The 16936-nt window shown below is 42.2% G+C and carries 17 protein-coding genes; all 17 read left to right on the top strand.

The window, feature by feature from the left end:
- Nucleotides 1-66 precede the first annotated feature (66 nt).
- The 17 genes from B4J50_RS01210 to B4J50_RS01130 all read left to right on the top strand — a co-directional run bounded on the left by B4J50_RS01210 (nucleotide 67) and on the right by B4J50_RS01130 (nucleotide 16935).
- Complete coding sequence (locus tag B4J50_RS01210; protein ID WP_024822210.1) at nucleotides 67-1542, top strand: excinuclease ABC subunit UvrC; 1476 nt, start codon at nucleotides 67-69, stop codon at nucleotides 1540-1542.
- The gene (gene ribD / locus B4J50_RS01205) at nucleotides 1520-2629 is read left to right on the top strand and encodes a bifunctional diaminohydroxyphosphoribosylaminopyrimidine deaminase/5-amino-6-(5-phosphoribosylamino)uracil reductase RibD (protein ID WP_286847614.1); all 1110 of its coding nucleotides are present in this window, start codon (nucleotides 1520-1522) and stop codon (nucleotides 2627-2629) included. The genes B4J50_RS01210 and ribD overlap by 23 nt, the downstream gene beginning before the upstream one ends.
- A complete protein-coding gene (locus B4J50_RS01200; RefSeq protein WP_024822212.1) occupies nucleotides 2611-3273 on the top strand; it encodes a riboflavin synthase in 663 nt (220 codons plus the stop codon). The genes ribD and B4J50_RS01200 overlap by 19 nt, the downstream gene beginning before the upstream one ends.
- Before the next feature lie 26 nt (nucleotides 3274-3299).
- Nucleotides 3300-4541 carry a bifunctional 3,4-dihydroxy-2-butanone-4-phosphate synthase/GTP cyclohydrolase II gene (locus tag B4J50_RS01195; protein WP_024822213.1) on the top strand — a complete coding sequence of 414 codons (1242 nt, stop codon included), beginning with the start codon at nucleotides 3300-3302 and terminating at the stop codon, nucleotides 4539-4541.
- Between the two features lie 23 nt (nucleotides 4542-4564).
- Nucleotides 4565-5056 carry a 6,7-dimethyl-8-ribityllumazine synthase gene (gene ribE, locus B4J50_RS01190; RefSeq protein WP_024822214.1) on the top strand — a complete coding sequence of 164 codons (492 nt, stop codon included), beginning with the start codon at nucleotides 4565-4567 and terminating at the stop codon, nucleotides 5054-5056.
- Nucleotides 5049-6332 carry a serine--tRNA ligase gene (gene serS, locus B4J50_RS01185; RefSeq protein ID WP_286847613.1) on the top strand — a complete coding sequence of 428 codons (1284 nt, stop codon included), beginning with the start codon at nucleotides 5049-5051 and terminating at the stop codon, nucleotides 6330-6332. The genes ribE and serS overlap by 8 nt, the downstream gene beginning before the upstream one ends.
- A gap of 195 nt (nucleotides 6333-6527) precedes the next feature.
- The gene (locus B4J50_RS01180; protein ID WP_034326688.1) at nucleotides 6528-8234 is read left to right on the top strand and encodes a WecB/TagA/CpsF family glycosyltransferase; all 1707 of its coding nucleotides are present in this window, start codon (nucleotides 6528-6530) and stop codon (nucleotides 8232-8234) included.
- Between the two features lie 7 nt (nucleotides 8235-8241).
- Entirely contained in the window at nucleotides 8242-8709 is a 468-nt protein-coding gene (locus tag B4J50_RS01175; protein WP_024822217.1) for a CBS domain-containing protein, read from the top strand.
- Nucleotides 8693-9034, top strand: a complete 342-nt coding sequence (locus B4J50_RS01170) for a hypothetical protein (protein WP_286847612.1) — start codon at nucleotides 8693-8695, stop codon at nucleotides 9032-9034. Before B4J50_RS01175 ends, B4J50_RS01170 begins: the two co-directional genes overlap by 17 nt.
- A gap of 44 nt (nucleotides 9035-9078) precedes the next feature.
- Nucleotides 9079-10986, top strand: a complete 1908-nt coding sequence (locus tag B4J50_RS01165; protein WP_286847611.1) for a V-type ATP synthase subunit I — start codon at nucleotides 9079-9081, stop codon at nucleotides 10984-10986.
- The gene (locus tag B4J50_RS01160; RefSeq protein ID WP_024822220.1) at nucleotides 10971-11189 is read left to right on the top strand and encodes an ATPase; all 219 of its coding nucleotides are present in this window, start codon (nucleotides 10971-10973) and stop codon (nucleotides 11187-11189) included. Before B4J50_RS01165 ends, B4J50_RS01160 begins: the two co-directional genes overlap by 16 nt.
- 10 nt (nucleotides 11190-11199) lie before the next feature.
- Complete coding sequence (locus B4J50_RS01155) at nucleotides 11200-11838, top strand: V-type ATP synthase subunit E (RefSeq protein WP_024822221.1); 639 nt, start codon at nucleotides 11200-11202, stop codon at nucleotides 11836-11838.
- Entirely contained in the window at nucleotides 11750-12847 is a 1098-nt protein-coding gene (locus tag B4J50_RS01150) for a V-type ATPase subunit (protein WP_286847610.1), read from the top strand. Before B4J50_RS01155 ends, B4J50_RS01150 begins: the two co-directional genes overlap by 89 nt.
- Before the next feature lie 17 nt (nucleotides 12848-12864).
- Nucleotides 12865-13131 (top strand): V-type ATP synthase subunit F, encoded by a 267-nt coding sequence (locus B4J50_RS01145; protein ID WP_286847609.1) that lies wholly within the window; start codon nucleotides 12865-12867, stop codon nucleotides 13129-13131.
- Between the two features lie 17 nt (nucleotides 13132-13148).
- Nucleotides 13149-14906: a V-type ATP synthase subunit A gene (locus B4J50_RS01140; RefSeq protein WP_286847608.1), complete on the top strand. Its 1758-nt coding sequence runs from the start codon at nucleotides 13149-13151 to the stop codon at nucleotides 14904-14906.
- Entirely contained in the window at nucleotides 14903-16285 is a 1383-nt protein-coding gene (locus B4J50_RS01135) for a V-type ATP synthase subunit B (protein WP_286847678.1), read from the top strand. The genes B4J50_RS01140 and B4J50_RS01135 overlap by 4 nt, the downstream gene beginning before the upstream one ends.
- The gene (locus tag B4J50_RS01130; RefSeq protein WP_286847607.1) at nucleotides 16282-16935 is read left to right on the top strand and encodes a V-type ATP synthase subunit D; all 654 of its coding nucleotides are present in this window, start codon (nucleotides 16282-16284) and stop codon (nucleotides 16933-16935) included. The genes B4J50_RS01135 and B4J50_RS01130 overlap by 4 nt, the downstream gene beginning before the upstream one ends.
- Nucleotide 16936 lies beyond the last annotated feature (1 nt).

The raw sequence follows: 16936 nt of genomic DNA, 5'->3' as shown, positions 1-16936 counted from the left end.
TATATTCCATGAACGTCAAGTAAGGATATAGGGTGATAAAAAAGAATGCACAACGATGATTCTTTAATGGTAAACCCAAAAATAAAAAACATAGTAAAAAATCTTCCTCTTCGGCCTGGCGTGTATATTATGCGCGATGAAGAAGGGAATGTCATCTATGTAGGAAAGGCTAAATCTCTTCGGAAACGGGTTTCTTCATATTTTAGACATCAGGGTTTTGCTTCTCCGCGGCTTCGTAAGCTTGTTGAAACTATAGCAGACATTTCAACTATTCGCACAGAAACAGAAGCTGAAGCTTTAATTGTAGAATCGAGACTTATAAAGAAGTATAAGCCCTTCTTTAACATAGATTTGAAGATGAACGAACGATATCCTTATATAAAAATTACTAATGAACGATTTCCTCGCCTCGTCATTACACGAAACAAAGAGGATGATGGCTCTATTTATTTAGGCCCCTATATCAGCGCGAAAGACGTAAGAGTGTTGTTGCGTCTCATAGAGAGATATTTCCCTTTGCGTTCTTGTAAAGCCGAAGTACGACCTGATAAAAGACGGCGTCCTTGTCTTAACTATGCTTTAGGTCGATGCTTGGCTCCATGTGCGGGGTTATGCGGTGAAACGGAATATAGAGAAAGAGTGGACGATATCGTTTTGTTACTTCAAGGACGTTCTTCTGAACTTGTAGAACGAATGCGGAAAAGGATGGAATTATCGGCATCTGATCTGGATTTCGAAAAGGCCGCACGGTATCGAGATACTATTCGTGCTATCTGGCGCTTATCGAGACAGAGAGTTCCTACAAGTCTTCAGGAAGATCTGAATGCAGAAACATGGGATACGCTAAACCAGCTACAAGAGATACTGAAAATGGATACGTTACCCTGGAGAATTGATGGTTTTGATATTTCCCATATGTCTGGACGGGAAACATATGGCGTTGTTGTGGTTTTTGAACAGGGTGTAGCCAATCCTTCTTTATACCGCCGTTTTAAAATCCGCACGGTGGAAGGCATAGACGATTTCCGTTCCATGGAAGAAACCGTTCATCGTCGATACCAGAAGGTGCTAGAAAACAATGAGCCCTTACCACAACTTATTCTTATAGATGGTGGGCCAGTACAGCTGGAATTTGCGAAGAAGGCTCTGTCTGATCTTGCCCTTGTAACTATTCCTGTTATTTCTCTGGCAAAAAGAGAAGAGCTGATATACCATAGCGAGAAAGAATTGCCAATTCGGCTGGATTGGGCAGATCCTGTTTTACAGCTTTTGCAGAGGGTACGAGATGAATCTCACCGTTTCGCTATAAAAAGTCATCGCCGAGGACGGGGAGTGAGGTTGACCCGCTCTAGGTTAGAAGATATTCCTGGTGTAGGTAAGCATACAGCGGCGTTGCTCCTTTCTCATTTTGGCAGCATGAAAAAAATAGCGACATTATCCCCCGAAGAGCTTACTACTGTAAAAGGGATTGGTCCTGTGTTGGCAAAAAAAATAGTTTCTTTTTTTAGAGGTGAAGAGCATGAGCCTGAAACAGAGGCGTGAAGACGAGTACTTCATGCAAAGAGCTATCAGCTTGGCCTGGCGTGGTACTGGGCATGTGAGCCCCAACCCCAGGGTTGGCTGTGTTTTGGTTAAAGAAGGGCATATTGTAGCAGAAGGGTATCACCAATGTTATGGTTCTCATCACGCAGAAGTAGAGACCCTCCGTAAAGCCGGTTCTTCTGCTCAAGGGGCCACTGCATATGTAACCCTTGAGCCCTGTTCTCATTGGGGGAAAACGCCTCCATGTGCTCCTCAATTAGTAAAAGCTGGTTTAAAGAGAGTTGTAATAGGAATGAAAGACCCTCATGACGTAGTAAATGGGCGTGGCATTAGAATTTTACAAGATGCCGGCGTACCTGTGGAATGGGGGATACTAGAAGAAGAGTGTAAGTGGCTTAATAGAGGCTTCATTCGAAGAGTCCGCGATGGGCGGCCGTGGGTCACTTTAAAAACAGCTTCGACGCTTGATGGGCGCGTAGCTATGCAGAACGGAGAGAGTCAGTGGATTACAGGTGAATCTGCACGAACTATGGCACACCTCCTACGAGGAGAGCACGATGCTATTATGATAGGGGTAGGAACGGTGCTTCATGATAACCCGTCCCTTACTGTTCGGTATACATCTGGAAAATCGCCGCTTCGTATTATTTTAGATACCCATTTGCGAACCCCCTTAGATGCGCAAATCCTCAACGGAGAAGGAACCGTTATTATTGCAGGTTTCTCGTCAAAAGAATCGAAGAAAGCCAAAGAGATGGGAAGAAGAGGGAAGAATGTTCTTTTCCTTCCGGAGAAAGCTGGCAAGGTAGATTTACAAAAAGTCATGTGTGCCTTAACCGATCTTGGGGTTAATATGGTTCTTGTCGAGGGTGGAGCTACGTTAACTTCCTCTCTCTTAGCGGAAGCCCTAGCAGATGAAATATCTCTTTTTATAGCCCCTTCTTTCATGGGACAAGGTATTTCTGCTTTCGAAAAATTTATAATTCCTTCTCTTCAAGAGCTTATTCATGTAAAACTGAGGTCAGTAACGAATGTAAGTGGAGATTTGTGGGTGGAGGGGGTCCTGGCATGTTCACCGGCCTTATAGAAAACATAGGGAAGCTCGTATCTATGACACCTTTTAACGAAGTGTATAAGATAACGATAGAAGCCCCATCAATAGCTTCATCCCTTTACTTAGGACAGTCTGTAGCCGTTTCAGGAGCATGCGTAAGTGTGGTGGCCTATGATACTTCTTCTTTTACAGCAGATTTGATGCCAGAAACACAAAAAAGAACGAAATTTAAGTATTTACGTCCAGGTGCTCTTCTTAATTTAGAAAGGGCTCTTCAGGTTGGGAACAGGCTTGATGGGCATATTGTCAGTGGACATATCGACGGGATAGGGAAGATCGCTGAAATAAAAAATGAAGGGCTTACTCGGCAGCTTTGCATAGAGACAGAGGAGAGTATTACAGAGACGATTGTTGAAAAAGGGTCTGTTGCCCTTGATGGTGTCAGTTTGACTATTATTGAAGTTTCTCGCAACTGGTTCTCGGTAGGCTTAATTCCAACAACGATGAAAGATTGCACTCTTGGACAAGCCAGAATAGGGGAGATTGTCAATATAGAAACTGATATTTTAGGAAAATATGTTTTAAAATTTATGAGTTTTGGAAGAGAGAAAAAAATATCAGATTCTCCCAACGGTCTTACGATAGATCGCCTTCGTGAGATGGGATGGATGCAGTGATTTCAGATAGAAAGGACCGAGAATGGATGAATAGCGAGCAGGAACGACTTTTTAGTTCTATAGAAGAAGCGATAGAGAATATACGTGATGGGAAAATGGTAATAGTAGTAGATGACGACAATCGCGAGAATGAAGGAGACTTAGTGATTGCCGCCGAAAAAGCAACCCATGAAGCCATCAATTTTATGGCTCAGGAAGCAAGGGGATTAGTTTGTGTTCCCATTACACAAGAGAGGGCTCATGAACTACAGCTAAACCCCATGGCACCGAATAGTTCCGATCGTCATGGTACAGCTTTTTTAATTAGTGTAGATGCCCAGGAAGGGACGACTACAGGTATTTCGGCTCATGAGAGAGCTTTAACCGCTCGTTTATTAGCTGATCCCCGTTCATGTGCTGGAGATTTTCTTAAGCCAGGGCATATGTTCCCTCTTGCAGCTCGCAAGGGCGGGGTTTTGAAAAGAGCTGGACATACAGAAGCGGCGGTGGATTTGGCTCAATTGGCAGGACTTTTTCCAGCGGGAGTTATCTGCGAAATAATGAATCCTGACGGGACTATGGCTCGCTTGGATGATCTGGTGATTTTTTCCCAAAGGCATGAAATTCCCATTATTTCTATAGAAGAGCTCATCCGATACCGAAGTCGTCGAGAAAAGCTAGTGGAACGAGTAGCAGAAGTAAAACTTCCCACTGCTTACGGATCTTTTACGGCCTGTGCCTACCATAACATTCTTGATGAGGATCAAGATCGAGTCCACATCGCCTTGGTAAAGGGTGAAGTATCTGGTCAGGAAAATGTCTTGGTTCGAGTTCACTCAGAATGTTTAACCGGAGATGTTTTTGGTTCTCTTCGTTGCGATTGCGGGCCACAGCTGCACGCTGCTATGGCTCAAATAGAAGAAGAAGGGCGAGGGGTCGTCCTTTATATGCGCCAGGAGGGGCGAGGAATAGGCATTGTAAATAAGCTCAAAGCCTATCAGCTGCAAGAGAAAGGCCTTGATACAGTGGAGGCGAATGTTGCTCTTGGTTACGCTCCTGATCTGAGAGATTACGGTGTAGGAGCTCAAATTTTAATGGACTTGGGGTTGAGCTCTATTCGCCTAATGACGAATAACCCCAAAAAGGTTGTAGGATTGGAAGGGTATGGACTGAAAATTACTGAGCGGGTGCCACTTATCATCGAACCGAATAAGTACAACGAAAGATATCTCAGCACCAAAGAAAAAAAGCTCGGTCATATGCTCCATCTTAAAGATATACTTCGTTAGATATAGAAAGGGGGAACATCTCCATGAAAGTATCAGAAGGGAAACTTATTGGTAGTGGCTTGCGTTTTTGTCTTATAGCTTCGCGTTTCAATGAACTCATTTCATCAAAACTTATCGAAGGTGCCAAAGACACTCTTTCTCGTCATGATGTTTCTTATCAAAATATAGATATTATATGGGTTCCTGGGGCTTGGGAGCTTCCTCTTTTAGCGAAAGAAGCGGCTCTTTCTGGCCGTTATGACGGAATTATAGCTCTGGGGGCTGTTATTCGTGGCGATACGCCTCACTTTGATTATGTATCTGCAGAAATGTCAAAAGGACTTGCGTATGTAGCAATGGAGCAGAGAGTGCCCGTCTCTTTCGGCGTCTTGACGTGCGACACATTAGAGCAGGCTTTGCTTCGTGCTGGAAGTAAAGCCGGTAATAAAGGAGCAGAAGCAGCATTGGCTGCTATTGAAATGGCAAACCTTTTGAAAGGTCTTCGCGCAGGAAAGGAGCAGACAGATAATGCTTGAAATAAAATGGATTCGAAACAATTTAGATGAAGTGAAGACGTTCCTGAAAAATCGGTATAACGATTTTGATGTGGATCGTATAGTAGCTCTCGATGAAGAAAAAAGAAAACTTTTGGCTGAAACAGAAAACTTAAAAGCCCAAAGAAATGAAGGTTCTCGGAAAGTTGCAGAAGCTAAAGCCACAGGCAAAGATGCCACTGATCTTATGGAAGAACTTCGGGAGCTGGGCCAACGGGTTAAAGATATAGATGCTGCTGTAGGGAAACTGGACGAAGAGCTTCAGGCCCTTTTGCTTCAAGTTCCTAACAGGCCACATGATTCTGTCCCTGTAGGTAAGGATGAAAATGATAATGTTGAAATTCGCAAATGGGGAACTCCAAAAAAATTTGATTTTGATCCCCAAGCTCATTGGGATATAGGCGAAAAATTAGGGATACTCGATTTTGAAAAAGGAGTAAGTTTGTCCCAGAGTCGTTTCACTGTACTACGGGGGTTAGGAGCCAGGTTGGAAAGAGCCCTTATCAATTTTATGTTAGATCTTCATACTATGCATCATGGCTACAGAGAAATTCAGCCGCCCTTTATGGTCAACTCTCAGACCATGCTCGGGACAGGACAGCTTCCTAAATTTGCTGAAGATCTTTATAAATGTGAAAATGAAGATTTATGGCTTATCCCTACTGCTGAAGTGCCCTTGACAAATCTTCATGCAGGGGAAATTATTCCAGAGGAGCAGCTTCCTCTCTATTACACGGCTTATACCCCTTGTTTCCGTAAAGAAGCAGGAAGCTATGGACGCGACGTACGGGGTATGATGCGACAGCATCAGTTTGACAAAGTTGAAATGGTAAAACTTTGCAAACCGGAAAATAGTTATAACGAGCTTGAGAAATTAACAAATAACGCCGAAGAAGTTCTTCAAAAATTAGAGATCCCTTATAGGGTTATATGCTTATGTACAGGAGACATGGGGTTCGGAGCAAGTAAAACCTATGACATAGAAGTTTGGCTTCCTTTCCAGGATAAATATCGAGAAATTAGCTCTTGTAGTAACTGTGAAGATTTCCAGGCACGTAGAATGGGTACGAGATATAAACCCACAGATGGAGGGAAACCACGTTACGTACATACGTTGAACGGCTCCGGAATTGCCATAGGGCGTACTCTTATTGCTGTTTTGGAAAATTATCAAAGAGAAGATGGATCTGTGGAAATTCCAGAAGTTCTTGTTCCCTATATGGGAGGAGTTCGAGAGATTTCTTTGCCTTTAGCTTAGGCCTTTTTGAAAATTATACTATTTTGATAAAGATCGCTATAAAAATAGCGATCTTTATCCTTTTCCTATGGTAAAGAGTGCAAAAGCCTTGTAAAATTGATAAAATATCATAGTGAGTGTTTTTGCTTGATTTTTTTAAACTTTAGTTGAAAGGTGGGGCTTGTCATAGTCAGCTTTAATTCGCTAATCCCCGATATGAATCTTTTTGCCTTTATTGGCATTCTCGTCATTACATGTTTTCTTTTCCAGAGACTATGCAGGCGTTCTCTCGATAACAGTCAATACAATTATCTTCGAGATATTCTTCTCATCGGGGCATGGATGGTAAGCGGAATTTGGTCGGGCGATCCGGAAGTGACCCTTATTATTGGGGCTTCCGTTGTTGCTGCTGTGATAGGAATGTATCAACACGTTTATCCCCAAAAAAAAATACGTTTCCTTTTCCTTGGTTTAGGTGTTTTATTTGCTGCTGTTGGCCCAAGAATCTCCTTTTTAGGACTACCTCATGGAGAATACTTCTATTTATCAGATTTTATCGCTGTATTTTTAACGGGCCTATGGCTTGCTGTTTTTCCCATTCTCATCCAAGAGCTCGATAATATTCCAGGGATGGCAGGACATTTGCTAGCTGTTTCTTTTTCTATATTGTTAATAGCAACGGCTCTTTCAGGACAATATCTACCCGATGCCTTGTTTACCAGTATGACGGGGCTTTTATTGCTTGGCGTTTTTTGGAGCCGGCACGGACATATGTATCGTCGTCTTGGCGAATCCCTTTCCGCTTTTTGGGGAGTTCTTGTGGCTGGTACGTCTCTGCTCGGCGTTAGCAAGGGAATTACATTCAGTACATTAATGGTTTTGCCGTTAGGATTATTTGCTATCCCTCTTATGGAAACATCGTTGCATTTTGCCAGCTCTTTACTCTCTGCAAATCCCAAAGGGGCGATGGTTATTTATCGTAGCCTTATAGGGAGAGGGCTTGATCATCCTAGTGCTGTGAAGTTTATTACTTCGATTTGTGCTTTAACAGGTGCAATTATAGCCATGTTCCAACTCTCTGAAGGAAAAGCCTTAGTTTTCTTTGTGAGCGGCATTATTATTTTTGCTGGTGTAACCCTCGTCCCTGTTTTTGCTCGCCTTATGAAAAACAGGTCTGTGAAAGGAGAGAAGCCTGACCTTTGGGGAGTGACTATAGATAATGTTTCTATGAACTATGCTATTACTAAAGTGTATTCTCTTCTCAGTCAAAAAGAGGGGGGAGTCCTTATTTCCACCGTTAATTCCCTTGCCGTTCAAACAGCATTAAAAGATGAGGAGTATAGGAAAATTGTGGCCCAATCGGCACTCACTTTAGCGGATGGAACAGGGCTTATATGGGCTTTACGTTTCTTAGGTAAACCTGTTCAAGAACGTATTACTGGCATAGATTTCCTCTGTCAGCTATGTCGTACCGCCAGTGTAGAGGGGTGGCCGGTCTATTTTCTGGGCAGCAAACCTGGGGTAGCACAGAAAGCGGCAGAGAATTTAAAAGAACAATATCCCGGATTGGTTATAGCAGGTGTTCAGCACGGCTATTTTACTGAGAAGGAAGAAGAAAAGGTCATAAAGTCTATTTGTGAGTCTGGAACCCAGTTATTGTTTGTAGGGTTAGGTATTCCTCGACAGGAAAAATGGATATATAAGAATATGAAATCTCTTGGTAACGTTGTTGCTATCGGTATAGGAGGTTCCTTTGACGTAATTTCCGGATCTCTATCTCGCGCCCCTATGCTTATACAAAAAATGGGCTTAGAATGGTTGTATCGTCTTATTCAAGAGCCATGGCGGTGGAAAAGAGATCTGGAGCTTTTTACTTTTGTCTGGCGCGTTTTGCTCACTAAAATTGGTATTATCAGGAGGTAATATTTGAGTGAACACCTTTGCGCGTGAATTAATGCATAAGGACCTCGCAGCAGTAATGGAGGAAGACTCTATCCTAGATGTAGTTCGTATTTTATATAGCCATAATATATCAGGTATCCCAGTGGTGCGAGAAGACTGGGAACTTATAGGCTATATTTCAGAAACAGATATTTTAAAAGCAGCAGTTCCCACCTATTTGGAAGTTTTAGCCCAAAGTTCCTTTCTTGACAACGGAGAAATTCGCCTTGTAGACCGTTTTAAAAACCTCGGCAAAAAAACAGTTAAAGATTTTATGACAAAATCTCCTGTCTTCGTAGATTCGTCGGCAAGCCTCATGACTGTTGCTGACTTAATGCTGCGGAAAAAAATAAAAAGGCTCCCTGTCGTTGAAAACAACAAGCTTATTGGAATTATTAACAGAGATGCTTTCTGTGAGTTTGTTATGGAGGAGCATGAAAGTGACGAAAGCGAATAATCCCCTCGAAAACAACACGCCTCTTGATTTCGTAGAAAAAACCATAGAAACCTACCGTCAAAAATTAGAAGAAGAGCTTGAAAATGAAAAAAAAAGGTTGTTAAAAGAAAAAGAAGAGGCTTTCAACCGTTTAAATTTGATGGAGAAAAATTCCATTGAAAAGGTTGAACAGGAATGGTATGAAAAAGAGCTTGCTATAAAGATGAGGGTCTCTGAGCGCGAAAAACAGTTGCATAGCCAATTAAATGAAGTTATGGAGACGTTAAAGACATCTGGTCGCGTTGCCCGAATAGTGGAAGAAATAGTGGAAGAAATAGTGCCATAAGCAAAGGCTGGAGGAGGGTAGGGGGAAAGGAGATGCTTATTTAATTGATTCGAGATATGTTAAGACTCGCCATATGGGGGGTAACAAGGCGTAAATCTGATATTATTGCAACCCTCCATGATTTAGGCATATTGCATTTAGATCCCCCAAAATCTCTAGACATAACATCCCCACAACTCGATAGGCTAAAGCTTCTTCGCGGGAAGTTGCTTGGCGTTCTAGAGGCATTGGAATGGACAGGTTGGGCAACTCTTAAAGAAAGCGATATTTCTCATGCTCGCTACAGTTTAAATTTGCCCTTCGATGATATAGTGAGTGAAATTAGTCATAGCCTTGATCAATTTTCCAATAGGTTAGGGTGTTCGTTGAACGAACGTAAAGATTTACAAGATCTTTACGTAAAGTTAAAAAATGCTCATGAAATATTGCTTCATTTCCACTCTTTCTTAAGGAAAGATATTTCTGAAGGTTATTATGTCTCCTTATGGTGGATGAACAAAACAGACATGGCAGAAGCACTTACGCTGATTCGAAATGAAATATCTCGTATAGCTCCAATAAAAACGGGAGAATATATGCGTTATCATCCTTATATTCAACCTGACGGAGAAATGCTAGTCGCTGTTGCTGTGAACGAACAATTTTCTGAGATGGTATCTCGAATTATGGAATCTTGTAATGGTGCTCTTTGGAAGGCTCCGAGTGGATATGAAAGGGAAAATATCCTTGAGACCAGTGATGCCATTGAGGAAGGCCTTAATTTACTGCCAGAAAAGCGGAGAGAGCTTGAAAGTGATTTAAAAAATACAGCTCAAATATGGGGGCCCAAACTTGCAGCTATCTATATATTGGCTGACGAAAAGTTAGAGGAAATTTTCTTAGGGAAAATGGCCCATTCTTTAGGAGATGCTTTTTTGATAGAAGGATGGATCCCTGCAGATGAACTTGAAAAAGTATTGTCTTCCCTTAGAGAAAATTATGGTTCTGACGTTTTCGTTCAATGGCGTTATCCCTCTGCTGCAGAATGGAATGACGTCCCTATTTCTCTTTCTAATTCCACTTTATCTCGTCCGTTCGAACTTTTCTTAAAGCTACTACAACCACCTCGTTATAAAACAACTGATCCTACATCTGCTATAGCTTTATTCTTTCCCCTATTTGGAGGGTGCATGGTAGGAGATGTCGGATACGGACTCCTTATTTTTCTACTTGGTTTTTCCCTTCGCAAAAGATCTCAAAATAGAATATGTAATGATTTAGGCGTCATTGTAATATTCATGGCTATATGGAGCATTGCCTGGGGAGTTGCTTACGGAGAGTTTTTTGGTGATGTTGGACATCGTCTTTTTGGAATGGAACCTCTTTGGGTAGAGCGTTCCCATGCAGTTATGCCAGTTATGATTCTAACTATCGTAATGGGAGCAGCTCACATAATCTTAGGGCTTTTTATAGGTCTTTATGAAGGAATAAAAACGAAAAGACGCCATGTGTGGATGGAGAAAACAGGTAATTTATGTGTTTTGTTCGCACTCATAGGGGCTCTCGTAACTCTTAAAGGATGGTTGCCTCAAGAGGTATTCACCATTGCCCTGTCGAGCCTCATAATAGGGTTAATCCTTCTCATAGCTGGAGGAGGTATTGGTGGGCTAGTAGAGTCAATGGGGGCTATAGGGAACATCTTAAGCTACGTTCGAATTGCGGCTATAGGTCTTTCTTCAGCTATCTTAGCTCTTGTGGCTTCAAAGTTTATTGATGTTTTTGGGCTGTCTCTTTTAGGGATATTTCTTGCTCTAAGTGTTCATTTACTTAATTTTGTACTAGCCATTGGAGGAGCTAGTATCCACTCAGCCCGTCTCCACTATGTAGAATTTATGGGTAAATTCTATTCTGGTGGTGGTAAAGACTATAAACCATTTTCTCGGGGGAGGGAATTTAGATGGAGAAGGGGATAATTGCATTGGCGGCGGCTTTAGCGGTAGGTATCCCAGCTTTTGCTACAGCGTTGGCTCAAGCAAAAATTGGAAGCGCTGGGGCTGGAACTGTTGCAGAAAAGCCAGAAACAGCCGGAGTCATGATTATTCTTGAAGCAATTCCTGAAACTATGGTCATCCTTGGTTTTGTTGTTGCCATTATGCTAATTCTTCAATTTGCCTAGGTGATTGAACGTGTCTGAACGCACAAACTCTCAGGATCTTTTACAGTTCATAGAATCTCTGAGGAGGGAGCATGAGCTTAATTTAAACGACCTTAGGAAAAAAACAGAATGGGAGGTAGCGGAAGCAATTGCAACCCAAAGGATGGCTGTTGAGAAACGTATAGTTACTATGCGGGCTGATCAAGAAAACAGGGCTGATGCTTTGTTCCGTCACAATGTAACGTTGGCACATAGCCAATTTCGTAAAAGATTTTTAGACGAATATGATTATTTTGTAAAAGAAATAGAGATAGAAGCTCAGTCTCACCTCAAGAGATTGCGTCAAACTTCATCTCGTTACGAAGATATTATGGCACGTTTGGTATTAGAAGCTATGAATTTATGTACGGGGCCTTGTCGTGTAAAGGTCCTCCCAGGAGATAGTTCTTTTGTTCCAGATAGAGAAGAGATATTAAGCGTAAAAGAGAATCTATCTGAAGAGCTGTGGGGAGGATGTATTGTAACTTCGGAAGATAATATCTTTATTATAGATAATACCTTTAAAACGAGGTGGCAAAGACTTGAGCCAGCCATTATTAGAAAGATTTCTAGGGAAGCTCGAACAATTCTTCAAGACACGGAGTTCATGCGAGAATTACGGATATCTTAATGCTCGTATTCGGGCTCGTATTTCTAATTTCCTTACAGATGGAGATTATCAGAGAATAGCAGAGGGGAATTTAGAAACCTTTGAACAATACCTCCTCGAAAGCCCTTATTCCGAGAGCTTTCGTTTCCAGTTAGTAATGTCCCATAAAGGGATTCTTCGTCGTATAGAAGCTGCTATAGCCCATCATGTTAGTCGACAAATGCGTTTCCTTAGAGAAAAGGCGGAAGGTGAGGCTCAGAAACTATTAGAAATAGCATTGGCTCGCTCAGACCTGCTAAATGGAAGATTGATCCTTAGAGCTTCCTTTAGCGGGAACCGTGGGGGGGGAGAACCCCAGTGGCATAATTATGGGGCTTTGCCGGAAGAGTTTTATGGGGAGTTATGGGGGAACCAGATAACATCCTCAGATATTATTGGGAAGTGTCGAGCTAATGGTCACCCTTTCGCCCTTATTTTAGCCCGAGCTATTTCCGAGATGGATCATTCCAGAGACATTGTTCAGGCCGAACGATTCCTATTGCAACATATGCTGGATTTTGGCTGGCAAACTATTGCCTCGTTTCATTCAAAAAACAGCCAGATGCTATCAGAATACTTAGGGCGATCTATAGATATGTGGAATTTAGGAATCTGGCTTCGATGGCAAAACGAGTATATTCAAAAGAATGAAGCCGTAGGTATGTACATACCGAATGGTAAATGGCTTTCTCGAGAGCGCTTATCAAAAAACAGCTCCCTTAAAGAACTTGTATATTTGACCCCTTGGCAGAAGACGTTAGAAATGGAAGGGAAACAATCTCCTCATGATTATCAGAGAAGTTTATTTGTAGAATTTATGAAGTGGCAAGCGAACTTATTTAGAGGGGATCCTCTTGGGATTGAAGTGAGCTTAGGTTTTATGGGTAAATATTTTATCGAGTGGCATAATTTAAATCTCTTGGCAGTAGGGCTTTCCATAGATTTGCAGAAAGAAAATCTTTTATCCAAGCTTATTCCTGTAAGCTTTTAGCTGGAGGGCAATAGATTATGGTATCTCAAGAAAAACGAGCTGTAGTTTTAGGAAAACAATTGTTTGTAGATCTATGGAGTCTGGAAGGCTTTGAAGGGATTGTGTGTGAGAATCCTTCGGATATTGCTGGTACATATCGTGAGTTACTGGAAGAATCAATTGCTTTTATTATCGTGGAAGAACAATGGTTTAATGAACTTCCCGATACCTATCGTAAACGGTTTGAGAAGATGCAAAGACCAGTGTGGATCCCTTTCCCTTCATTACTTCTGGGAAGGGACTGAGAGAGGAGGCCATAGCAGTGTCTTCAGGAAAAATAACGGGAATATCCGGGCCAGTTGTGCGTGGCTTTACTCTTTCTCCTGTAAAAATGTTTGAGGTTGCTTACGTTGGAGATAACAAGCTTCTAGGAGAAGTGATTCGAATAGAAGGGAACTCTGTAGATATACAGGTATACGAAGATACATCAGGAGTTACTAACGGAGAGCCTATAGAATTTTCGGGGGAGCTTTTAGCAGTAGATTTAGGCCCTGGAATTTTGGGTAGCGTCCTTGATGGAATTGGTCGCCCTCTAAGAGTTTTAGGTGAGGAGGGTATTTATCTCAAACGGGGTATACATCTTAACTCTATAGATAGAAACAAAATATGGCATTTTATACCTCTCCTGCAACCAGAAACTTCCATAAGCTCTGGAACAATTCTAGGCTATGTAATAGAAGGTTCTTATTTGAGGCACTATATTATGGTTCCTCCAGAGATTTCAACAGCTGTTGCAGTATGGGTGGCTCCAGAAGGAGACTATTCCGTAGAAACCCCCCTGTGTTGCCTAGAAAGTGGAGAAGAGCTTTGTATGAAACAACGATGGGAAGTCAGACGTTCCCGCCCAGTAGGAAGTCGTCTTCCTTTCGATGCCCCGCTCCTCACGGGGCAACGTATCCTCGATACCCTGTTCCCTATCGCTCTTGGTGGAGCGGCAGTTTTGCCGGGAGGGTTTGGTACTGGGAAGACGATAACTCAACAGTCTTTAGCAAAATGGTGTAATGCCGATATTATTATTTATATCGGTTGCGGCGAGCGAGGAAACGAAATGACCGAAGTTCTTGAAGAATTTCCAGAACTTAATGATCCATTCCATGCTGCTCCTCTTATGGAGCGGATGGTTTTGATTGCTAACACTTCTAACATGCCTGTTGCGGCCCGAGAGGCTAGCATATATTTAGGAATGACTTTAGCCGAGTATTTTAGAGATATGGGATACAACGTCGCTATTATGGCAGATTCCACTTCAAGATGGGCGGAAGCTCTTAGAGAAATTGGAGGGCGTCTGGAAGAAATGCCAGGCGAGGAAGGATATCCAGCCTATCTAGGAACCCGATTGGCTCAATACTATGAAAGAGCAGGAAGAACAGTCGTGTTAGGTGTGCCTGAACGAGAAGGATCTGTAACAGTTATTAATGCTGTTTCTCCCCCGGGAGGGGATTTTTCCGAACCTGTTACACAAGCCAGCCTGCGTCTTTCTGGCGCATTTTGGGGGTTAGATAAGCGTCTGGCCCAGCAGCGGCATTTCCCAGCTATAAACTGGCGTCAAAGCTACACTTTATATGAAGAAAGTTTAGCTCCTATCTTCGAGAAAAAACTCGGCCCTCAATGGAAAGAACTTAAAAACTATCTAAAAGAGATGCTAGACCGAGAGAAAGTACTTATGGACCTCGTTCAACTTGTGGGAAGAGACGGTCTTTCTGAAAAAGATAAATGGCTTTTAACTCATGCTGATACGATAAAAGTCATTTACTTGCAACAAAATGCTTTTAGTGAAGCAGACGCAAGCTGTTCCATGAAAAAACAGTTTGCATTGCTTCATATATTACGACGTCTTGATGCGCTTGTTCAACAACGAATAGAGGAAGGGCTCTTGTACGATCAAATAGCTAACTATCCCTTGCGCGTAGAGCTTTTACGTCTGCGAGAGGCTGCAGAAGAGAAATTAGAGGAACGAGGGACAACATGGCTTCTCCGTTTTTCAGAGAAGCTCAACGATCTGGTGGTGGTTCCCGAATGAAACTTTTCTTAGAAGGTTATCGATCTGTATCAGGCATATCAGGACCTCTTCTCTTTGTGTCTGGCATTAGAAAAGCAGGATATGGAGAGCTTGTGCGCATAGAAACACCTACAGGGATACGGACAGGCCAGATCCTTCAGATACAGGGAGATCTCTGTGTTATTCAAGTTTTTGATGGAACGATTGGCCTCAACATAAAAAACACGACTGTGTGGTTTGAGAGAGATGTGGTAAGGATGCCAGTGGGAGATGCTCTTATAGGCCAAATTCTCAGCGGTCGTGGGCAGCCTCTTGACGGTGGCCGCTTATCTTTTATCGATAAGGATTTGCCTATAACAGGAATGCCCATCAATCCTGTGCAGAGGATGAGCCCTAATGCATACGTTGAGACTGGCATATCTACTATTGATCTTATGAATACTCTGGTGCGGGGGCAAAAACTGCCAGTTTTCTCAGGTTCAGGACTTCCAGCTAATGAGATAGCTGCCCAGATAGTACAGCAAGCTCGAGTTCCTGGAAGAGAAGCGGAGTTTCTTGTCGTATTTGCAGCTATGGGAATTACCCGCAGGGAGGCTCGCTATTTTATCGATACATTCCAACGTACAGGGGCTATCAATAACGGAGTGTTTTTTTTAAATCTTGCCAGCGATTCTGCTGTAGAGCGACTCTTAACTCCACGTATGGCTCTTACTACTGCAGAATATTTTGCTTTTGAAAAAGGTTACGACGTTTTGGTCGTTATGACTGATATGCTCTATTACTGCGAAGCATTACGAGAAATCAGTGCCGCTCGAGAAGAAGTTCCAGGGCGACGAGGGTATCCAGGCTATATGTATTCAGATTTAGCGGAGATTTATGAGCGTGCGGGCTGCGTGAAAGATTGCTCTGGAAGCGTTACTCAGATACCTATTATTACTATGCCTGATGATGACATGACTCACCCTGTAGTGGATCTTTCTGGTTACATAACAGAGGGACAAATTGTTCTAGACCGAAGCATTCACGATCGCGGGGCCTTTCCACCCATTAATGTTTTGCCTAGCTTAAGTCGTCTCATGAATAAAGGGATTGGAAAAAAGAGAACTTTTGATTATCATAGGGCTTTGGCTGACCAACTCTATGCATCTTATGCTCGTGCTCAGGAACTTGCGAGATTGCGATTAATTGTGGGTGATGATGGACTTACAGAAACCGAACATCTTTTCCTTAAGTTCGGGGAAAAATTCGAAAAAAAATTTGTCAGCCAAGGTAATATATATCGCTCCCTTCATGAAACAGTAGAAATAGCTTGGCAATGTTTAGCAGAACTTCCTGCGAGAGAGCTCTACCGTTTACCGGAGCATTATATTACAGAGAAACTTGGGACTCATTCACAATGAACGAGAACCTTAGACCACCGACCAGGGAACAACTTATTGATGTCCGTCGTCAAATGGCCACAGTTCAATATGGAAAAGAGCTTCTCGAAAAAAAACGAGATGCTCTTTTAAGGACGTTAGAAGAGGATCGACGAAATTTCAAGAAGTTGGAATCTTTCTTTAGAGAACAGATGCGCCATATCTCTTTTATATATGCTCTTATTCGAATGTATGAAGGGCAATCGGTCTTACAATTCATAAAGCCAGAAAGAGAACATACTCAAGTAGATGTGGAACGACATACCCTTATGGGATGCCGTTATTCCCAGTTCAAACCGTTAAAAGAACAAGTATTTTCTCTCTCAGGGCTTGCCTATGACCCGGCGATGGCATCGTTATATGTAGATGATTTACTCAACGAAATGAAAAAAATAGAGGAGAAAGTATGGCTTTTTATCAACTTGAAAGCTAAACTATCCGCTCTCGAAAAGGAGCTTTCTAAAACAATGCTTAAAATTAATACTCTACAATATATTTTAATTCCTACTCTTCATAAGGAAGAGAGTCGAATTCGTGATATCCTATCTGAGCGGGAACGTCAAGAACGATATGCGGTTAAAAAACTTTCCAAAAAGAAAAAGTTGCAAGGTTTTTCTTATTTCCCGGAGTAAG

This window comes from Aminobacterium sp. UBA4908, assembly GCF_002398115.1.
Taxonomy (GTDB): Bacteria; Synergistota; Synergistia; order Synergistales; family Aminobacteriaceae; genus Aminobacterium; species Aminobacterium mobile.
The sequence above is the reverse complement of the archived record's forward strand: the minus strand, read 5'-3'. Positions and strand labels throughout refer to the sequence as shown.